This is a genomic window from Limnobacter sp. CACIAM 66H1 (genome assembly GCF_001601825.1).
GTDB lineage: Bacteria > Pseudomonadota > Gammaproteobacteria > Burkholderiales > Burkholderiaceae_B > Limnobacter.
Genome location: NZ_LUJK01000041.1, coordinates 1 through 19,715, shown reverse-complemented (window position 1 = coordinate 19,715; position 19,715 = coordinate 1). Strand labels below are relative to the sequence as shown.

The 19,715-nt window shown below is 47.1% G+C and carries 15 protein-coding genes and 1 pseudogene; 11 read left to right on the top strand and 5 right to left on the bottom strand.

The window, feature by feature from the left end; translation table 11 throughout:
• The first annotated feature begins 76 nt into the window (after window positions 1-76).
• Together A0129_RS11745 and A0129_RS11740 are read left to right on the top strand one after the other, a co-directional pair.
• Entirely contained in the window at window positions 77-5,512 is a 5,436-nt protein-coding gene (locus A0129_RS11745; RefSeq protein ID WP_008247264.1) for a site-specific integrase, read from the top strand.
• Window positions 5,513-6,436 carry a hypothetical protein gene (locus tag A0129_RS11740; RefSeq protein ID WP_008247259.1) on the top strand — a complete coding sequence of 308 codons (924 nt, stop codon included), beginning with the start codon at window positions 5,513-5,515 and terminating at the stop codon, window positions 6,434-6,436.
• A gap of 85 nt (window positions 6,437-6,521) precedes the next feature.
• On the opposite strand, the gene A0129_RS15835 is transcribed toward A0129_RS11740, so the two are convergent.
• The 4 genes from A0129_RS15835 to A0129_RS15830 form a co-directional block, all read right to left on the bottom strand.
• A complete protein-coding gene (locus A0129_RS15835; RefSeq protein ID WP_083797051.1) occupies window positions 6,522-6,809 on the bottom strand; it encodes an NAD(P)-binding protein in 288 nt (95 codons plus the stop codon).
• A gap of 465 nt (window positions 6,810-7,274) precedes the next feature.
• Window positions 7,275-7,568 (bottom strand): alpha/beta fold hydrolase, encoded by a 294-nt coding sequence (locus tag A0129_RS11735; RefSeq protein ID WP_291715183.1) that lies wholly within the window; start codon window positions 7,566-7,568, stop codon window positions 7,275-7,277.
• Window positions 7,569-7,656: 88 nt separating this feature from the next.
• Entirely contained in the window at window positions 7,657-8,148 is a 492-nt protein-coding gene (locus tag A0129_RS11730; protein WP_008247256.1) for a PaaI family thioesterase, read from the bottom strand.
• Window positions 8,145-8,480 (bottom strand): PaaI family thioesterase, encoded by a 336-nt coding sequence (locus A0129_RS15830; RefSeq protein WP_350105378.1) that lies wholly within the window; start codon window positions 8,478-8,480, stop codon window positions 8,145-8,147. The genes A0129_RS11730 and A0129_RS15830 overlap by 4 nt, the downstream gene beginning before the upstream one ends.
• Before the next feature lie 396 nt (window positions 8,481-8,876).
• Between A0129_RS15830 and A0129_RS11725 the strand changes: the two genes are divergently transcribed.
• The gene (locus tag A0129_RS11725; protein ID WP_008247251.1) at window positions 8,877-9,533 is read left to right on the top strand and encodes a TetR/AcrR family transcriptional regulator; all 657 of its coding nucleotides are present in this window, start codon (window positions 8,877-8,879) and stop codon (window positions 9,531-9,533) included.
• 8 nt (window positions 9,534-9,541) lie between these two features.
• On the opposite strand, the gene A0129_RS11720 is transcribed toward A0129_RS11725, so the two are convergent.
• Window positions 9,542-10,600: an AraC family transcriptional regulator ligand-binding domain-containing protein gene (locus tag A0129_RS11720; protein ID WP_008247248.1), complete on the bottom strand. Its 1,059-nt coding sequence runs from the start codon at window positions 10,598-10,600 to the stop codon at window positions 9,542-9,544.
• Window positions 10,601-10,734: 134 nt separating this feature from the next.
• Between A0129_RS11720 and A0129_RS11715 the strand changes: the two genes are divergently transcribed.
• From A0129_RS11715 to A0129_RS11680, 8 genes and pseudogenes are all read left to right on the top strand, one after another.
• On the top strand, window positions 10,735-11,055 hold the full coding sequence (locus A0129_RS11715; RefSeq protein ID WP_040512148.1) for a 2Fe-2S iron-sulfur cluster-binding protein: 321 nt from the start codon (window positions 10,735-10,737) through the stop codon (window positions 11,053-11,055).
• A 15-nt stretch (window positions 11,056-11,070) separates the two neighbouring features.
• On the top strand, window positions 11,071-12,483 hold the full coding sequence (locus A0129_RS11710) for a cytochrome P450 (RefSeq protein ID WP_008247244.1): 1,413 nt from the start codon (window positions 11,071-11,073) through the stop codon (window positions 12,481-12,483).
• A gap of 132 nt (window positions 12,484-12,615) precedes the next feature.
• Entirely contained in the window at window positions 12,616-13,848 is a 1,233-nt protein-coding gene (locus A0129_RS11705; RefSeq protein ID WP_008247233.1) for an FAD-dependent oxidoreductase, read from the top strand.
• Window positions 13,849-14,026: 178 nt separating this feature from the next.
• On the top strand, window positions 14,027-15,475 hold the full coding sequence (locus A0129_RS11700; RefSeq protein ID WP_291715180.1) for a 2Fe-2S iron-sulfur cluster-binding protein: 1,449 nt from the start codon (window positions 14,027-14,029) through the stop codon (window positions 15,473-15,475).
• Between the two features lie 8 nt (window positions 15,476-15,483).
• Window positions 15,484-16,296 (top strand): alkane 1-monooxygenase, encoded by an 813-nt coding sequence (locus A0129_RS11695; RefSeq protein WP_291715178.1) that lies wholly within the window; start codon window positions 15,484-15,486, stop codon window positions 16,294-16,296.
• A gap of 33 nt (window positions 16,297-16,329) precedes the next feature.
• Window positions 16,330-18,001: pseudogene (locus A0129_RS11690) on the top strand (GMC family oxidoreductase).
• The gene (locus A0129_RS11685; protein WP_291715176.1) at window positions 17,994-18,446 is read left to right on the top strand and encodes a hypothetical protein; all 453 of its coding nucleotides are present in this window, start codon (window positions 17,994-17,996) and stop codon (window positions 18,444-18,446) included. Before A0129_RS11690 ends, A0129_RS11685 begins: the two are co-directional and overlap by 8 nt.
• A 14-nt stretch (window positions 18,447-18,460) precedes the next feature.
• Window positions 18,461-19,633: an aldehyde dehydrogenase family protein gene (locus tag A0129_RS11680; RefSeq protein ID WP_291715174.1), complete on the top strand. Its 1,173-nt coding sequence runs from the start codon at window positions 18,461-18,463 to the stop codon at window positions 19,631-19,633.
• Window positions 19,634-19,715: the final 82 nt, after the last annotated feature.

Sequence of the window (19,715 nt, the reverse complement as noted above, 5' to 3'; positions counted from 1 at the left end):
GCTCGTTCAAATCAAGTCTTCTCGGTGCAATCGTAACGATATTTGCAACGAAGTTGTCAAGCTGGGACACCTCCATATGAAAAATATCCCCAACTGGAATCCAAATCTAATCCAAGACTGTGGCCAGTTTGAGGATGCGCTTGCAGCGGTAACCGACAAAATAGACCTTCCCGCTCACTTTGTAACCAATTTAAGACGAAGCTGGGCAATCGGGGAAGATCTACGTCTTCATAACGGGCTACGTAATCATAAGGTTGAGTCGGAAATTACTATCCCTTTTGCGGGAGGGGGCTTTCTCCATTACTGCCTTGGCTGGCTATGCACTACGCACTACAGGGAAACTTTACAAGCATGGTCGCACCAAGATGATTTCTACAGAAACCTCCACCATCTGATCCATATAATCCGAAGCTACGATGCTTACGGAGCATGTGATCAGCAATTACAAACTATCAATACAAAACGACCGATTTTCAGAGCTCAGCAAATTTCACGCGGTGAATACCCAATTGTTGAGCTGCTTTTTCAAAGTTGGCAGCAGCATCCCAATTTCGGCTATACACAAACCGCTTTGCTAATATTAAAGCAGTTGTTTGAATGCTATTGTTTCACCCATGGAAGCGTGATATTTCGCATGCCCCATCTTAAATTTCTCAATGAGATACGCCAAACTTTTGCGCCAGTAAACGAAAACCAAAACCGTGATTTTCTGATCCATCTGTTTCAACGCTTCGACAAGCCATCGAAAAGTGAAAAAGTATTCAAGGAAAAGTTAGAAACTGAACTTCGTCTATCGAGATCAACGACTGTTCTTCCAAACGATAACGAAACGAAATATCAGAGGAATATTCAGAAGAGTTTCTTGAATTTCTTTTCTCCGTCTGAAAAACCTGTTCTTTACTTTGGTCCAGACTCTCTTTCAGGGATCCAGTCTTTGAAATTGAACAGGTACAAAATAAACGATGATGATGGCAAGGAAGTCCGGAGGTTAAAAGCGCTTTTTAAACAGAACTTCAGTAATGCGCAACCAGACGACCACACTGGTTCAAACATTGACGGTCATACCAAGGGACAACAAAACAACAATCAGGACGCCCCTGAGCTAGAGGCAAAAGCCATTGGGCAAGTACTGCTTGATTTCAACCTTTCGACCTATTTCCCGACCAACCCACACTTGCCGCTTCAGGCTGAACATATCAGTGCCTACGCAACTTTGGAGGCGGGCAACACCAGCGAAATCACCAATGACACTTTAGCAGACGTGTTAATTTGGATCGGATATCAAATCGGTGCCAACCTTGAAGGTGCGCTAGCACTCAGAGTCCATCATCTGCCAGAACCGGAGTTTGGATTCATGGAGGATTTTTCCGCGATATGGAGACTTCGTCCATCACTTCAACATATCGGCAAAACGACTTTTCTTCATTCAGCTCTTTTGCCGTCCGAAAGGATAGAGCGGAGATCTCTACCCACCAAACTCCAAAACTTTCTAAAGGACCAATGGAATATTCAAACCCATGAGAGCCTCTACGACCTGGCGATTGATAGAAAGTTCGATCCTGAGAAAATTGATCAGGTAAAAGTACATTTCGGGTTTGAATCGAATGCCTGGCTGCAAAGCAGCCGACGACTGATGCTCCTTGCACAAGGGCATCCAGAATCGGCAGCAATGTTGATACAAAAAAACGCTCGATCAGAGCTTCCTTCGAAATGCGCCTACTATTCCGTAATCCACAAAGAGAAAAACGTCGCGGGCTCCCCTTACGCTTTTGATCTTGAGAAATTTAGAGCCGATGTAGCTATCATGGTTAGCCAATTAAAGCATGCCATAAACAGCAAATCACTTTGCATGTCTTGGAATGCTTGGGTTACCTACTTGATCTTCCGGATCTATCTAACAACGGGCGGGCGACCCGTTAAAGATGCATATTGCGATCTTGATTTATTCACAGACACTTTTGATCTCACGATTGTTGATGACAAAGATGTTTTACTAAGGGAGCCAAGACGTGTGGTACCACTTTGTAAATCGCTCGCTGATGAAATTGGCATCTCCTATCGAAATGCTCTTAAACGCCTCGCCAATCTACTTCGAACCAACACGCCTAAGCTTTCGAAACAAATCGAATCGCTTCTCGTCACGCCAAGCCTTTCAAACACTCAAGGTATCCCATTTTTCTTTTTCCTGACAGAAAACGGTATTGAAGGTATTTCTGCGGATATAACACTCCTTGAAAATTTCGATACCTTACAGGCCAATTTCTTGCGTCACTTTGTCAGTAACCACTGCGAGATCACCGATAGAGACATTGTGGATGGACTATTAGGCCATGAAAACGACAAGATTCCAGTTTACGGCGCATCAAGCCTAAGAACAATGAATAAGGATCACCAACGAGTTCGTGACTTTGCAGATAGGATCTTAAAGTTCCTAAATATTAGTGAATCCATTGATTTTGAATTCAGTAGCAAAGACGTTGATGTGTGGGGGCAGTCGATACCCAAACGCTTTGGCTTGCAATTGCGAAGGACTGAACATAAAGCATTACACAAGTCAGTTTCAGCGAGGGCCTACCAAGATGCGGAATCAATTATTGAAGGCTTGCGACCTGAACAGAAAGCACAAGATCGAATTGACAAAGCACTCAAACAAGCCCAATTGGAGCTAAGCAACCGGATTCATTTTGATATCTATTTTTACAAGTTCACTCGGTTTCTTCGAAAGTTAGCACCAGGCCTTGACATGAAATTCTTCTCGCGTGTTGGCCGTACCGTCAACGAGAGAGTGCCAATCGACTTTTGTCGAAAATATTCGGAATACCGGGCGTCTCACCCAGGCATCATGGAGATCCTCCAATCCAACACCCAGGCGAAACAAAAGGTCAATCTTGAATTTCTGTTCGCACTCTCTTTAATCAAGCTAAATGGCATTACCTGTAAAATAGCAATTCAGCAGGTTCTAAAAGGAAATTACCTGCTTGGAACAGTATCCGATAAAACATTTATTGACATTCATTTTGTCGATACGCAGCCCCATCCGCTCACTCCGGTCAGACGGCACGAGCTTCATCGCCTGTCAATTCACTATTATGAACGGCTGGTCAATCAACTAAGCTTTCGCCAGAGCAGCAATAATTTGGAAAAACTAGGGCGTGACCTGCAGGCTAAAATAAATCGCCTCGGAGTCAGTGGATCATCGCTTAACACCAAAAAAGACCTACTTTATTATTTCGCTGAAATTGAGCAATCCTACCAACTATACGAATTACCCGGTTGTTTGTCCGCGATTGCCTCAGGCGACACCAAGCATCGCAGCTCAAATTATCTAAGCTTTCAACAACTCACTGATCCTGACACAGATCACGTGGCAAGTAACGCTCGACTAGCGCCCGCAACTAAGTATCTCTCGCATGAAGTTATAGCGACCGATGCGATTGCATATCCCGATCCCGGTAACAAAGACCCTAATCCATCCCAAGCGACCGCTACAAGCTCATTTGTTAGCGCTACAGGACTCGAAATTAAGGATAACTTTTCTGGGGGCACCCATGACCAAGCCATCGAGGAGAGCTCCACCTCGGACACTTTAACTGACTTCCATGAACAAGGGCTATTGTGTAAATCTGTCGCAAGCCATATTGAAGCAATCATGGATGACGCCCTTGGCGCGATGCTAAGACTAAGTACAGAAATTGCAGCGAGACCCTCTCTGTGTAAATCGGCACTTTTAAGCTATGCCAAAGATATAGAGAGTAGAAGACCCTCTGGACGAAAAAGTTTGGCTAAAAGCACCAAGCTCAATTACTACGGAAGAATTGGGAATCTTTTTAAAGAGACCAACCTCGAGCAGGAAATCGATGATGAACAACTCGATGAGGCAATTGAAACCATTAACGGCTACCTACTGGACAGACAACAGATCCTGCAATCTGCTAAAGACGATCTGCGTCAAATTAGGGACCTATTCTCCAAACTAGCAGAACTGAATCCTTTGATGTCCGTGAAGTTCGACAGTATTGGTGCGGTTTATAACCCAGCCACACATCTCTTTTCTCAGAAAGAACTAAATCTGATCTTTAAAAAAATTCAAGAAACCCAGCCCGAAGCGGTTCAAGCAATTTTTGTTCTTCTTCGTCGTTTTGGTCTGAGGAAAACTGAGTCTCTCTTTCTAAAGCCCGTCAATCTGCAGCTTCTAGATACTACCCCGCTGCTCAGGGTGGTGGGCGATTCTGTTTTTAGACCCAAATTTCCTGCTTCCAATCGCTATGTGTTATCTCAAACTAAAATTACAAGTGAGGAGAAAGGGATCCTTCAAAGAATAAAGCACCGAGCAATCACAGCGAAAGCAAGTTACCTTGGCGATTTGATTCAGTCCTCTGCGCGCGAGATTAGTTTGCGTCTAAACCAAATCATTCGAAATGTTACTTTCAGAGGGAGTATTCACACCCTGCGACATACCTTTGCTGACGAGCTGACATATGGACTTTTTGAGAGTGCAATTTGCTGCAATCCTGACAATCCGTTAACCGGCGAAAGATTGATTCATACAACACCCGAAAACGTGAATCGCAAAACACTATTTGTCGCGAGCAGAATTCTCGGGCATGCAGGAACAACCACGCTACTAGAAACCTATTCACATCGCGGGTTTGAGGTTATCGACTCCTTGTACAACAGTCAATTTTGTGAAGGCGCGCTCGGGAACACTGATACTCAAAGCGAAAGTTTCGCCTTCTCATTGGCTTCAAGATACGGCCTTAAAGGTTCAGCTCATCAACTCGATGAGTCAATAAATCTGCGTACTTTTAACGTCAAAGACTACATTCTCGGATCACTTGATTACCTCAACCAATCTAGCAATACGATAAATCCTTGTTCCACTGCCAACCCGAAAATCGCAAGCCGGCTCTATCATCTTGAAAATATATTTAGATCATTTCCGCCTAACCTACGCCCTGCCCGCTTCGCTCACACGAAAACGAACGGCATTTTCCTGAGCCGAGCCTTCTACGAACGCCTTGAAAAACAATTACCTGATAATGCAGATACTGCTGACTTGATTCACCGAGTGCAGGCAACACCTGCAAAAACATCAGAAATATTGGCTCTTAAACGAATTCCATTTGAACTCAACTCTAACTTTGATCCACTCGGTAACTTCACTGAGGATGCTCATTATGTGATCCGCGAATCGATGAAAGAAAAGGATCTTGTGAATCTCATCCACATTTTAGACCTGCTTCAGTTCCTCGGATTCGACTCCAAAGATTTGTTCTTTTGGTCAAATTCTTACAGTCAAAAATGCGATATTCGGAATGTCTTGACAGATCTTGGACTGAGCACTCGATTCAGCTTATCAGTTGGTCCTGTGCGTCAAACAGTCAAGTTCAATATTGATCTAGAGACAGTGTGGGTCATTGGTGTCAAACGTCAAAAGAAAGACGTGCCTTTTTCGAATACCGAATTTTTCTGGATTGGATTGATTGTACATCTGTTAGCAGGAGGCTACTAAATGACTTTCTATGTAGTTCATAAACTTAAGGTGAAAAATCCGCAATCACTAACAGAGGGCCAGGTATCTGAAAGTGCTAGATTATTCAAAACTACAAAAGCAAATCTTTTCCACAGAATTGCAGCCACTTACAGAGATCAAATTGATAGGTCAATTGAAGTCGGCGACTTGGTTAGTGACTCAGAAAGTGAACTCCGTTATTGGCAACTCGTCTTTGACATTTCATCGACAAAAGAAAATGAGGAAGCAATTTTCGAACGGCTGGATTGGATTGATAATCACATCGTCGATATCGTATCAAGCCTGCAAGGTGTCGTGTTCGAACCGAAGCTCAATAGCATTCACCGTGTAGGTAAGGACGACAACTCTAAACTTGATCATTTAGCCAAGGAACTAATCACACAGCAGGTTCACGAATTTGTTGTCGAACGTCTTGTCGAACACAACCAAATCAAGCTGACTAAGTTTTCTGGCTTGGGCCCAAACTCCGACGTTACAATACACCTCGCAGAACAAGTTAGCGGACTCCAGGACACGACTCGCATTTATAAATTTAAAGGTCGAATCACAAGTTATGATATGAGTCAAAAAACAATCAAGGCATTGCGTAGTGAATCTTCAGATTATCAATCCAAAGAACAGGAACAGCCACTAGATATCAAATTTAACAAAGATGTTGGCCCTGACGATTTATCAGATGAGCGAATGGAAACAACTCGTTCTGGAACTAATCTACAGGCAATGCGAAAACCGCGCGAAGAGACTTTTTACATTAATCCAAGTGACTTCGTGAATGTCGATCATCAGGCCAAATACATGCCGTGGGAAAGAAGATTTAATATGGAAATCGAGTTCCACTATCAGATGCTGGAAAGTCGCAAACAGATATGCCTCAGAATGGACGATGCCTATATGGGCCTGTAAATCAAATTTGTGTAAGTGCATTCGGCCAATTAACCTCTTTCGAGGAAATGGACGAATTCACCAGAATACGCACTTGTGGTGATGTCTAAAATCGCCAATTGTATTTATGGCTGCGCATAAGACTAGCCATACCCGCTGGCATGTGTACGAACATATTGGTTTTATCGCTAGGCCCTGCCTCGAATACCAATACCGTGAACTTGCCATTTTCGCTCAACCTATTGGCCAAAACACTTCCGGAGGAGCCAGCTCCCACGCCTATAAAATCATATTGGGCTTGACTGTCCACTAATTTGCTCCTCACAACTGCAATTTGATCAATCTCTGAATTAGTTCCGCCTGCATTCTGGCAACATGATTTTAAGCATCGCATCACGAACTAGCTCAGTTTGTTCCATAGGCAAAAAATGCGTAGTTCCAGCCAGAACCCTCACTTCGGCTGAGGGCAATATCTTTCCAAGACGTCTTTGCGCTAATGATGAGAAAGTTGAAGCGCGCTCCGCAGCTATTGCAACAACAGGACACTTCAACTGACGAATGCCAGGCCACGGGTTATGCTCGGTTTGAGCGAATGTGGAGCTCTCCCACAACGGCGAGCATGCAAGACGAAGACGATCTCCATCCTGTATAAAGGCATGTTGGACATAAGCCTCTAACCAAGACTCGGGCCAAGTCTTGAAGCCACCTCGACCACGATAGTTTTCCAGAGCTGAGACATAAGAATCGAACACATTCCGTCGGCGTGCGGCTCCAGCGGCCAACGACAACCGGTGTGATCGACGCAACAGCTTGGACAACCACAACATTCGGCTTTGCCATGAATCCATTATCACCGGCTCTAAAGTATCAATCCCAACACTTTGTCTGGCTGGCGAGCAGCCGCCATAATGCTTGATGTAGCACCGATTGAATGACCTCCAAGCCAAACTGGTTCATCCAACTTTGCCAACAACGCGGTTAGATCTTGATAGTAGGTCTCCCAACCGCGAAATGTAGAAGCAACGGCTGCATCAGAACTTGCTCCATGTCCACGCATATCCCAAGCTATGATGTTGCACTCAACGGACAGTTCATCAAGAAGTGGCTTATAAAGACGACCATGGAAACCAGTCGCGTGTGCCCAGTGAAGCATGGGGCGTCCGTCAGACTGAGGCCACCGCCACAAGGTAATCTCTCGACCATCAGCGGCGAGAAATCCGTCTCGTTCGACAGAACATGATTTATTTGTTACCAATACCATCTTGATTCTTCCCGGAAGTAGAGAACAGCAACTGAACAACTCCGTTTGCGATCGGTGCAGTCCTTTCACTCTGCCAACAGCTCACCCTCACCAAACTGGTACGCCGACCTTGACGCACAATCTCCGCGTTCGCGAAAGTAATTTGCGCCGTGGCTGAGCGAAGGTAGTGGATGTTGCTTCCCAGAATACGGGGGCTGCGTAGTTGCGTATCTTCTCTTTGGGCAGCGATACGCGCTGTAATCTCAATCAAGGCTCCGATTACACCGCCGTGTAGTGCTGGCAACATGAAATTACCAATAAAAGCGTCACGGTAAGGCAGTTGAACAAATATCGCCTCATTGTGTTGTTGAACCTCGAGTCCTAAATGCCGTGAGTATGGAATACTATCAAGTAAGGTCTGCCAAGCGTCATACTCGCTCTTTCCATCAAATGGGGTGGGACGAGGATGAGCAGGATCGACAGTACGACTCATGCTCTTCCCCTTGAAGCCTCAGCCACTTGGAAGCGTTGGCCTTGGGTATTTCTTATAAATGTGGCACTACCTGTTGCTAGCGGCACATCATCACCTTCACAGAAGATTTCACAATAGATGAAGGCTACGTCGTCCATAAGATGGCGACAAGTGGCCACCGCCAACAATGAATGACTATCAACAGCGGGTCTTAGGTAATCCATATGCAAACTCAACGTAGCTATAGGAGTTAGCTCCTGTGCCTCAGCGAATACCGCAAGACCGCTGGCCGAGTCAGCTAGTGAATACAAAATACTCGTGCTTACTTCCCTTTTTTCGGAATCGGCGAACATCCATGCCTGTGGGGTTAGACGCATACACACCTTACTGCCATTCACAAAGACTACCTGCATACCTAGATCGCTGTTGTGAGGGACCTGCTCGGTAAAACGCCGCGCAGTCTCTACGGCACCACATTGGTGAACTTTGTTTGGCTCAGTCATCAGATTTGATCGCTCATTAACATTTGGGATTGGCATAAAAAAGACCAAAAGCAATTATTGCCATTGATAGTAATCGCCTAAAAGTTTACACACATCTTAATTTTGGTTGGTGAACCAACTAAAGTCAAGAATATGTTCAAGCGGAAGGGCAACGACTTACACAATGGAATATTATTTGTGTGTAGATTCGGTCCATTTTGACAATGATGAGAAATACAATGTCCCCACTTAGGAGATGTACAAACTATGGTTCAAAAACCGCCCATACCCGATAGTAAACTGGATGATCAGGGCAATGTTTTGTCAAATGCAGCACGACTTTTTCGCGAAAAGGGATTTGAGAAAACCTCACTTAAGGAAATCGCTGAAGCTTGCAATATGCTGCCAGGCAGCCTTTATTATCGATACAACACCAAGGAGGCACTTCTTGTTGAACTGATGCGCCGTGGAATTTACCTGGTAACAGAAGAGGTAGAATTGGCCTATGCCAGTTCGAATGACCCAGTCGAGAAGTTGCGTCTTTGCATCAATGCACATCTTCGAGCTCTGCTGGGTGATTCCGACATGGTCTATGTGCTGCTGTTTGAATGGCGAGCCTTGAGTCCAGAGGCACGGAAGGAAATCATAAAACTGCGTGACCAGTACGAGTCTCTTTGGATAGATATTCTCGAAACAATGATCAGCCAGAGAGTTATTCAGAAAGACGTGGATAGTCGTCTTCTTCGACTGATTGGCCTTGGTGCCCTCAACTGGGTTGCAACATGGTTTGATCCAAATGGCTCCCATACACCGAACGACATTGGCAATTTCGTCTGGCAAGCTATTATCAAAGGTTTGATCAATCAAAATGCTCAGGGCGAACACTTGCACCGGTTAAAGCAGCTCAATCAACCGTTGATTTAGATCATAAATCAACTAAATTGCATAGCCTGAGGTTTGGTATTTAGCCTGAACGTCTCTGGCGGTTGGTCAAACCAGCGCTTAAAAGCACGCCTGAAGTTGGCACTATCATGATAGTTCATCAACACAGCGATGTTCTCAATGGATAACCTGCTGTCGCACAGGTAGCTTGCAGCCTGTTGAGACATAATCTCATCTCGGATTTGCCGGAATCCGGTGTTTTCCTCTTTGAGTTTACGTGCCATGGTGCGCTTGCTCATGAATAGAGAAGCTGCCGCTTCATCTTCATTAAGGGTTCCGGGCGGACGGGACAACATCATCTTTTTAATTCTCGTCTGATAGCTAGGTTTGTGAGTCTGAAGTTGCGCGAGCATGGATTCACACTGCTGCAGAGCAAAGCGATAGCTTTCATGATTGGCAGAGGCGTTCGGCTCCAGACACAACGCCATCGGCAACCTGAGTTTTAAATGATCGCAATTAAAGAGAATCTGCCCCGACAAATAGTCGGAGTACAGCGCATGGTACTCGGGTGCCTGATGGGGGAAAAATATTTCAGCCTCATTTAGAGGTCGACCAATAATGAATTCACCAAACTCCAGAAGAACTTTAATTATCGTATCTGCCATGCAACGCTGTATGTCAGCATCAAGCGACATCCGAAAATGCAGTGTGCATTCGAGGTGAGTTTCAACTTGCTGCAAATTTAATTCAATGACGCTTACCCGCGTTGGCAGAAATATATGTATAGCCTGTAGCGCACTGAGTAAATTTGGGCTGCTTGAAGCGGCAAACCCCATAGCACCATGCGTCGCCGGCGTGAGGCGCTTGCCCAACATTAAACCAAATTCGGGCTGGCCAGACAACACCAACGCATTTCGCAAAATCAGAACTTGTTGAGTTGCCGAGAGCAAGCCATCCTCCCTCAGAAACTGTCTAACTCCGAGTCCCGTTCCACGTAACAGAACTGGTAGCTGTCTAGCCGTCAGATCCAGCTCACGGGCAATAAGTCGTGAGTAATTTGATGGGATATCGGCTGTAAGGTTTTGGGAAATATTCGCTTGCCGCGTCATCAGCGCCACCTATCAAGGATGAGAATAACTGCATTGTCTTGAAATGACCCGGTGCCGTCAAGAAATGACCTCGCCGTTGTGTTGACGGCAATTTACTATCACTAGCGATGATAGTTACTAGTAGGAGAAACGCAGTGGGCAAAATCATTTTTATTGAGCATAACAATACAACTCACGTTATCGAATTCAAGGCTGGATCATCATTGATGCAAATCGCAGTCGATAACGCCATTCCAGGAATCGATGGGGACTGTGGCGGGGAATGCGCCTGTGGCACTTGTCACATCATAGTCGCAGATGAATGGTTCGAAAAGATCGGTTCATTCGGTGATGGGGAAGAGCAGATGCTATCGATGACGCCAGAGCGGGCAAAAACCTCACGTTTGGGCTGCCAAGTTAAAACCACTGAAGCGATGGACGGCATGACCGTTCGACTCCCAGAATTTCAGATGTAAATATCGGAGAGCCCCATGTCAACACAATCCAAAACATTTGACCAAATTCAGACCAGAGTGATTAATGCCACCGCCAAGGTGATACCAATGCATTTGCAAATTCAGGGTCTGAAATTTTTGATGCGTGCCAAAAAGAAAACAATTGGCGCGCGCAGGCCCACGCCAAGCTTTGTTGAATACCCGCTGCCAGACGTAGGTACACTACGAATTGATGACATTGACGTGAGCAATCCGTTTTTGTACAGGCAAGGGCAATGGCGGGCCTATTTCAAGAGACTGCGTGATGAAGCCCCGGTGCACTTCCAGAAAAACAGTCCATTCGGTCCGTTCTGGTCGGTGACTCGCTATGAGGACATCCTGTTCGTCGATAAACACCATGACCTGTTTTCCGCCGAGCCGGTCATCATCCTTGGCGATCCCCCTGAAGGCCTCTCGGTGGAAATGTTCATCGCCATGGATCCACCAAAACACGATGCACAGCGGAGCTCCGTGCAAGGCGTAGTGGCTCCTCAGAACCTGAAAGAAATGGAGAGCCTAATCCGGTCTCGCACAGGGGATGTGCTCGACAGTCTTCCCGTGGGCCAACCCTTTGACTGGGTACCAACGGTATCAAAGGAGCTAACCGGACGCATGCTGGCCACGCTTTTGGATTTCCCTTACGACGAACGTGACAAACTAATTTACTGGTCAGACCTTTTAGCTGGTGCCGCATCAGCCACCGGTGGCGAGTTCACCGACGAGGAGGCCATGTTCGACGCTGCCGCCGACATGGCCCGCGATTTTTCACGACTTTGGCGAGATAAGCAGGCACGCCGCGCCGCAGGTGAGGCGCCAGGCTTTGATTTGATCAGCTTGTTGCAAAGCAGTGAGGATACTCGTGACTTGATTAACCGTCCGATGGAGTTTATTGGCAATCTGGCACTACTCATCGTCGGTGGTAATGACACTACCCGCAACTCCATGAGTGGAGGCTTACTAGCCATGAACCAGTTTCCGAAAGAGTTCAAGAAGCTCAAAGCAAACCCTGCGCTAATTCCAAACATGGTGTCGGAAATCATCCGCTGGCAAACACCTTTGGCCTATATGCGCCGAATCGCCAAGCAAGACGTTGAGCTTGGGGGACGGACTATCAAAAAAGGTGATCGAGTAGTGATGTGGTATGCATCGGGAAATCGGGACGAGCGCAAGTTTACGGATCCGGATCAATTCCTCATCGACCGTTCTGGCGCACGTAACCACCTGTCGTTCGGCTATGGCGTTCACCGATGCATGGGCAACCGTCTGGCCGAACTACAACTGCGTATCCTGTGGGAGGAATTACTCAAGCGCTTTGAAAACATAGAAGTTGTTGGTGAGCCCGAACGAGTGCAGTCGAACTTCGTGCGTGGCTATTCGGAGATGATGGTTAAATTGACCCCACTGCGATAATCTCTTTGACGCAGAATACAAGTTAATTCCTTTACAAGCAAACAGAGACGCCCGACCGCTGTTAGGGGGGCGCAATCATAATATTGTCCAGCTGGATAATCCGGTCTCAATAACGTGTTGGAGAGGGCGCTCATGACAACGAAAGAAAAAGAGACGACAGTTGTCGTTGGAGGTGGGCATGCAGCAGGCGCGCTACTGACCACATTAATCCAGAAAAAATACCCGCATAATATAGTACTGGTAGGAGATGAGCCCTACCCCCCATACCAGCGCCCACCTCTGTCGAAGAATTACCTGGCGGGTAGTGTTGACCGAGAGTCGCTGTACTTGAAACCATCGTCGGTATACGAGAACGCGGGCCACCAGCTTAAACTTGGCGTGCGCGTTGAGCAGATAAATCGGAGCAATAAAACCATTCTCTTGTCTGATCAGAGCACTCTGACATACGATCGACTCGTCCTGGCCACTGGGTCACGGGTGCGACGTCTGAAAGTACCCGGCGCGGACTTGAAGGGAATTCATTATCTGCACGATATCGCCGACACCGATGTCCTGCGTGATCAACTAAATCCGGGTAAACGGCTGGTGATCGTTGGTGGCGGCTACATCGGCCTAGAAGTGGCAGCAATCGCCATCAAGGCAGGCCTAGTCGTCACTGTGCTCGAATCCTCAGAACGCCTATTGCAACGTGTCACAGGACCAGAGATCTCAGAGTTCTTTTATTCAAAGCACCGCAGCGCGGGAGTGGATGTGCGGTTGACCACCACGGCTACCGAATTCGCAACTGACGGTCTCGGTCATGTGACTGGCGTAGTAGTGGCGAACGGGAATACCTTGCCAGCCGATATTGTGCTCGTCTCTGTAGGAGTAGTACCAGAAACCAAACTGGCAGAGTCCGCTGGACTGGCTTGTGATGACGGTATTTTAGTGGATGAACATACCCGCAGCAATGATCCCTCCATCCTGGCTATCGGCGACTGTACCCGCCACCGAAATCTTTTTTTCAAACAAATGCAACGGGTCGAATCGGTCGCCAACGCTGTCGAACAAGCCCGTACAGCGGCGGCTACCCTGATGGGAGAGGACAAACCGTACCACCACGTCCCATGGTTCTGGTCGAATCAATATGACCTTCGCCTGCAAATGGTGGGATTGTCACAGAACCATGATGAACGCGTCGTTCGCCGCGACATCGAGGGTGATGCATTTGCGGTTTTCTATATCAGGGAAGGTCGTCTAATTGCTGTTGACGCAGTCAACATGCCATTGGCTTTTATGGTCGGTAAGCGGCTCGTTTACGAGGGTAAGGACGTCAGTGCCGAGAAGTTGAGAGATCTGAACATCGCGTTAACTTCTTTAATCTGAAGTATGTAAGAGTTAGCTTCCTTCAAAGGTAAATCAAACGACTACTGCATAAGATTGGCGGAAAAAGACCCCTTTTTTGTCCGACGCACCTCTTTGCAGAAAATGACCCCCTCCGCATAATAATTCTCATTTGGTCTATCGCCATTTCTCACATTATAAAAATCACTTGGAGGCGGACATGCTTCAATTTCTAAACAAAGGCTCAACCCACAAAGCCAATATAAACGGCAAACTCATTCATGTTGAAGCCGACGAAACGCTACTTCTAGCTGCTTTGCGTCAAAACGTCGAAATTCCCAATATTTGCAGAGTTGGAGGATGTGGTTCCTGCAAGTGTAAGCTCAAGGACGGCAGGGTTCAGGAGTTGACTGAGAGCGCGTACCTGCTCTCTGAGGAAGAGATTGCTGAAGGCTACATTTTGGCTTGTCAAAGTCGCTTGAAGTCGGACATTGAAGTGGAAATGGACGAGAGCGCCGCGATTACTTCTTCGCCAGTAGCGGGACGCATTGTGAAGCGCGAGTTCTTGACACACGACATAGCGAGAATTGACGTGCAACTTGATCAGCCAATCAATTACAAGGCCGGCCAATTCGCCGAGTTGACGCTGGATTCTGTCAAAAACGCACCTCGTAGTTATTCATTTTCAAATGCACCAGACAACCAAGGTCTGGCCAGCTTCACCATTCGCAGAGTGCCTAGTGGTCGGTTTTCAACTTATGTATTCGATAAGCTGGTCGAAGGGGAAATACTAACCGTACGAGGTCCCGGTGGAGACTTTTGGCTACGTGAGGGTGGAGAAAAGGTTGTATTTATCGCCGGTGGTAGTGGCCTGGCTCCAATACTTGGGATGCTTGAGGAGATGGAGCGCAAGGGTGATCGGCGCCCCGTTACGCTGTTGTTCGGTGCACGCACCGAACAAGATCTATACGAATTACATCGCCTTGACGCTTACACAAAGAATTGGCCTGGATTTCGGTTTGTTCCCATTCTTAGTGAAGATAATTCCAATCACAACTGGAATGGCTTGCGTGGCTTGGTAACGGACCATATTCGTAGGGAAGCTGCGGGTGCCACCCAAGCCTACTTATGTGGTCCGCCTCAAATGATTGATGCTGCAATTAAGGAATTAAAGGAGAACAAGCTTGCAGCACAAGGTATTTATGCAGATCGCTTCGTAGTTCGAGAGGTTATGAACACTGGCTTTTATGGAGCGGTTGGTTTGCCCTTGATTGAGAGAACTCCGGCGACCATTGGTGATTATCTGAAGTTCATGATGTTTCATTTGATGGGAGTAATCGCAGTCGTTGCATATTTGGCGGGTGGCGCTTGGATCACTGCGGGTTTTGCGAGTTTGTTGGGCTTTTATGTTCTAGGAGACATGTTGACGGGCGACGACACAGTGACACCCGAGTACCGCAAGCCCTGGATTTTGACCGTTCAATTGTGGTTAGCTTTGCCACTCCTTTTGTTGATTGGTTTTTGCTTTATGTGGACGATGTCGACAGGAGATCCACTTGGTCTAGGTGAATTTGTCATGGGTCTTACCAGTTACGACGTCTTTGCGGCGCGGGAGGCAACCTCGTCTGTACATCGCTATTTTCAGGGATTATTTACTATGGCTATTTGATTGGAATCATGGGCACTGTGGTTGCTCATGAATTAACGCATCGGACATGGGATCCCGTTTCGTTGTGGGTTGGGCGTTGGCTTCTGGCGTTTAGTTACGATGCGGGCTTTGCCATTGAGCATGTGTACGGTCATCATCGTTATGTGTCAACTGAGCATGATCCAGCGACAGCACCACGTGGACGCAATGTATATCTTCACATAGTGCTCTCAACTATCAAGGGAAATATCAGTGCTGCAAAAATTGAAGCTGAACGCCTGAATAAAAAGGGACTCCCAGTAATGTCTTATCACAATGCGTACATTCGAGGCCTGCTCATGAGCGTGGTGTTGAATGTAGCTGCATTTTCGGTTGCGGGCTGGACAGGCGCACTATGTTTTAGCTTGGCCGCTTTATTTGGCAAATCCTTACTTGAAATCGTGAACTACATGGAGCATTACGGCATGGTGCGCTTACCTGAACAGCCTGTTCAGCCACGTCACTCCTGGAATACGAACCGTCGAATGACATCATGGGGCATGTTCAACCTGAGTCGTCATTCGCATCATCATGCACAAGGCGAAGTGCCCTACCAGAACTTGATGCCACTGCCTGATGCGCCTGTGATGATCGGCGGATACCTAACCACAATTTTTTTGACGCTTTGCCCGCCCCTTTGGCACAAGCTCATGACATCAAAACTAGTTGAGTGGGACCGACACTTTGCTTCCCCGGAGGAACAAATCTTGGCTCTTCGTGCCAATCAGCGAAGTGGAATTAAAGAGTTGGTCGACTATGACCCCCGCCAATGGTCTCTTGATTCGATCAAGTATTCGACTTGAGAGAAGCAACTAATTCTTAGTTTGGAGATTATTATGGAATTCGATTTTGTAATCGTGGGTGGAGGCTCATCCGGAGCAACTCTGGCAGCGCGCTTGAGCGAAGATTCGTCAGTAACAGTGTGCCTTCTTGAAGCTGGTGGTCGTGGAGACAATTCCTTGATTCGAACACCTGCTGCAATGGTTGCGATGGTTCCCGGGCACGGAAAACTGAACAACTGGGCTTTTAATACAGTGCCTCAGCCCGGTTTAAACGGGCGTATTGGCTATCAGCCTCGCGGCAAGGCGCTGGGGGGGTTCTTCAGCGATTAATGCCATGTTATACATCCGAGGACAAAGACAGGATTACGATGGCTGGGCAAACCTGGGTTGTGATGGTTGGGACTGGGACAGTGTATTGCCTTACTTTAAAGATGCCGAAAACAACGAGCGAGGTGCTGATCCATTTCACGGGGCCAGCGGACCACTTCATGTGTCGGATCAGAACAGCCCACGACCGGTGACTCGCGCGTTTGTTGAAGCAGCAAAAGCCTGGGGACTACCAGAGCAGCAAGACTTCAATACCGGTGACAATGAGGGTACCGGGCTATACCAGGTAACACAATTTCATGACCCGAATAAGCACGGTGAACGTTGCTCAGCGGCCGCCGCTTACCTTCATCCCATAATGACCGAGCGTTCAAACCTAACGGTGCTTACAAACGCTCATGCCTGTCGCATTCTTTTGGAGAATCAGCGTGCAAAGGGTGTTTTTTATCGCCACAGCGGCAAGGAGTTTCTAGTTAAAGCCCGTCGCGAGGTGATCGTCTCTGCTGGTGCTTTTGGCTCCCCTCAACTCTTACAGTTATCCGGTGTTGGTAGACCACAAGACATCACCCCCTATGGCATTAGCATGGTGCACGAGTTAGCAGGTGTCGGGCAGAACATGCAGGATCATCTGGATTTCACACTGGCATTCAAATCCCTTGATACTGACAACTTTGGATTGGGTTTGGCAGGCGCGCTGGGATTATTCAAGCACCTTACTTCGTGGCGTCGAAATGGCACCGGTATGCTGTCCTCGCCTTTTGCGGAAGGAGCTGCATTTCTGAAATCATCGAAGTCAATTGATCGTGCAGATTTACAATTGCACTTTGTAATTTCTATAGTGGAGGACCACGCGCGCAAACTACATTCAGGCTACGGCTTTTCTTGCCATGTGTGCGCGCTTCGTCCCTATTCTCGAGGAGAAGTTTTCTTGCAATCTGCGGATCCTTTGGATGATCCAGGGATCGATCCAAAGTTCCTATCGGATCACAGGGATCTGGAAACTTTGATCAAGGGAGCAAAAATCACCCGTGAAATTTTGATGCAAAAACCATTAGAGAACTACCGACATAAAGAACTTTTCGACGTGCATGAAGGCATGAGCGATTCTCAGTGGGAATCAAAAATACGCGCTAGAGCCGACACCATCTATCACCCTGTAGGAACTTGCAAAATGGGAACCGACACAATGTCGGTTGTGGATGCGCAACTACGTGTGCATGGGCTGCAGGGACTAAGAGTGGTAGACGCGAGCGTGATGCCCACCTTGGTTTCTGGCAATACAAATGCACCCTCAATCATGATTGCCGAAAAAGCGGCTGATATGATCCTCGGTAAGAATCGAATCACCAAAACAAGTACAAGCCCTCAGATTAATGAGAAGGAGATGAGTTATGTCTGAGTCGTTAGGTAATTTATCGATAGAGCAGATGTCCGTTCAAAACCTTATACCTGGAGAGAAAACTGCTTCCGAAGAGACTCAACGCTGTGACGACGCTTTGTTGGTTCTCGATGGGAACAAACATGAATGGGCCCGTACCGACTGTACCGTTCGCATTTTCATTCTTCAAGAAATCAAGACTGCGCTTCTTCAACAATCTGAGGGCTGGGCTGAAATTGCAGCACGTCGCAAGCGTTTACCTGCAAGCTCTACATTGAAAGGGGAAGAATGGTTAGCAGGTCCGTTGCCAGTAATGGCCACTTGCAATGGCCTTATTGAAACACTCTCCAAAATGGAAAACAAGGCCTTTCTAGCGCAACTACCCTATCGCCGAGTCGCGAAAGGTCAACTTGCTTTGAAAGTATTCCCGCATACCCTTGGGACAAACTTCTTTTATCAGGTGTGAAGGCAGAGGTTTGGATGCAGCGCGGCGTAAATGAAGTTTCGATTGAAGCTGCCTCAGCCTATGATCTACCAGCCGGTGAAAGATCTGGAAAACTGGCCTTGGTGTTAGGAGCAGGCAATGTGGCAGCGATCAGTCCATTGGACGCACTCCACAAACTCTTTGTTGAAAACGAGGTCGTGTTGCTTAAACTCAACCCGATCAATGATTATCTTTTTGATTATTTGCACGCTGCGTTCAAACCATTAATTGACCGCAATGCTCTTCGGATTGTGCGCGGCGGAAACCAACTGGGGGCGTATTTGGTAGAACATCCCTTAGTGGAGAGCATTCACATTACGGGCGCTGCCGCCACGCATGACCTGATCGTATGGGGTGAGGGGAAGGAGGCAGACAACAACAGGAAAAACGACAAACCGCGTAATACCCGGCGCATTACTTCCGAGCTAGGTGCAGTTTGCCCGACCATTGTGGTGCCTGGTTCATGGACAAAAGCGGACATTCGCTTTCAGGCTGAGCAGATTGCGACACAAAAAATGCAAAATTCCGGTTACAACTGCGTGGCCATGCAAACGCTCATAGTGCCAGAGGGGTGGGAAGGAACAGAGGTACTACTTCGTGAGTTAAAGTCCATCATGACATCCCACGGTGGACGTGAGCAATATTATCCTGGCAGTCAACAGCGCTGCGCTGATTTTCGAGCGCATGGTGGCATAGAGTCTTTTGATCAATTTGGAAGGCTGACCTTTTTGGTGGCCGACTTTGATCAGGGCGAATCTGAATGGCTGGCCAACAATGAAGTGTTTGCTCCTGCCTTCACAATCAAATTTTTGTCAGGTGAATGCCCCAAAAACTACCTGGCCTCAGCCATTGATTTCGCGAATGAAAAATTACACGGTACTTTAGGGGCGAACATCGTGATCCACCCTGCAACCATTAAAAAAATTGGACGTGAAAAATTTGAATCGCTTCTAGGCCAACTTCGTTATGGCACCATCGCGATTAATACATGGACTGGATTAGCCTTTCTTCTCAACGCCTGCCCTTGGGGTGCCTTTCCCGGTGCCAGTTTGAAAAAACCAGGATCGGGCATAGGTACGGTGCACAACACCTGGATGCTAGAGCGTACTGAAAAAAACAGTTGTTCAAGCGCCTTGGCGTCCTTTTCCGAGGAATTTAATTGTCTTTGAATTTTAGCCTATTACCTCGACCACCATGGTTTATAACAAACGGTAAACAACACATCCTTGGACGGTTATTAACCTATTTTAT

Bases quoted from the DNA above. Each gene is read 5' to 3' on its own strand.
- A0129_RS15830 (WP_350105378.1), bottom strand. From the start codon at position 8,480: ATGTTCGCCGATTCCGAAAAAAGGGAAGTAAGCACGAGTATTTTGTAT.
- A0129_RS11680 (WP_291715174.1), top strand. From the start codon at position 18,461: ATGCAGCGCGGCGTAAATGAAGTTTCGATTGAAGCTGCCTCAGCCTAT.
- A0129_RS11705 (WP_008247233.1), top strand. From the start codon at position 12,616: ATGACAACGAAAGAAAAAGAGACGACAGTTGTCGTTGGAGGTGGGCAT.
- A0129_RS11725 (WP_008247251.1), top strand. From the start codon at position 8,877: ATGGTTCAAAAACCGCCCATACCCGATAGTAAACTGGATGATCAGGGC.
- A0129_RS11695 (WP_291715178.1), top strand. From the start codon at position 15,484: ATGGGCACTGTGGTTGCTCATGAATTAACGCATCGGACATGGGATCCC.
- A0129_RS11745 (WP_008247264.1), top strand. From the start codon at position 77: ATGAAAAATATCCCCAACTGGAATCCAAATCTAATCCAAGACTGTGGC.
- A0129_RS11740 (WP_008247259.1), top strand. From the start codon at position 5,513: ATGACTTTCTATGTAGTTCATAAACTTAAGGTGAAAAATCCGCAATCA.
- A0129_RS11720 (WP_008247248.1), bottom strand. From the start codon at position 10,600: ATGACGCGGCAAGCGAATATTTCCCAAAACCTTACAGCCGATATCCCA.
- A0129_RS11735 (WP_291715183.1), bottom strand. From the start codon at position 7,568: ATGCTTCACTGGGCACACGCGACTGGTTTCCATGGTCGTCTTTATAAG.
- A0129_RS11710 (WP_008247244.1), top strand. From the start codon at position 11,071: ATGTCAACACAATCCAAAACATTTGACCAAATTCAGACCAGAGTGATT.
- A0129_RS11730 (WP_008247256.1), bottom strand. From the start codon at position 8,148: ATGAGTCGTACTGTCGATCCTGCTCATCCTCGTCCCACCCCATTTGAT.
- A0129_RS11685 (WP_291715176.1), top strand. From the start codon at position 17,994: ATGTCTGAGTCGTTAGGTAATTTATCGATAGAGCAGATGTCCGTTCAA.
- A0129_RS11700 (WP_291715180.1), top strand. From the start codon at position 14,027: ATGCTTCAATTTCTAAACAAAGGCTCAACCCACAAAGCCAATATAAAC.
- A0129_RS15835 (WP_083797051.1), bottom strand. From the start codon at position 6,809: ATGCGATGCTTAAAATCATGTTGCCAGAATGCAGGCGGAACTAATTCA.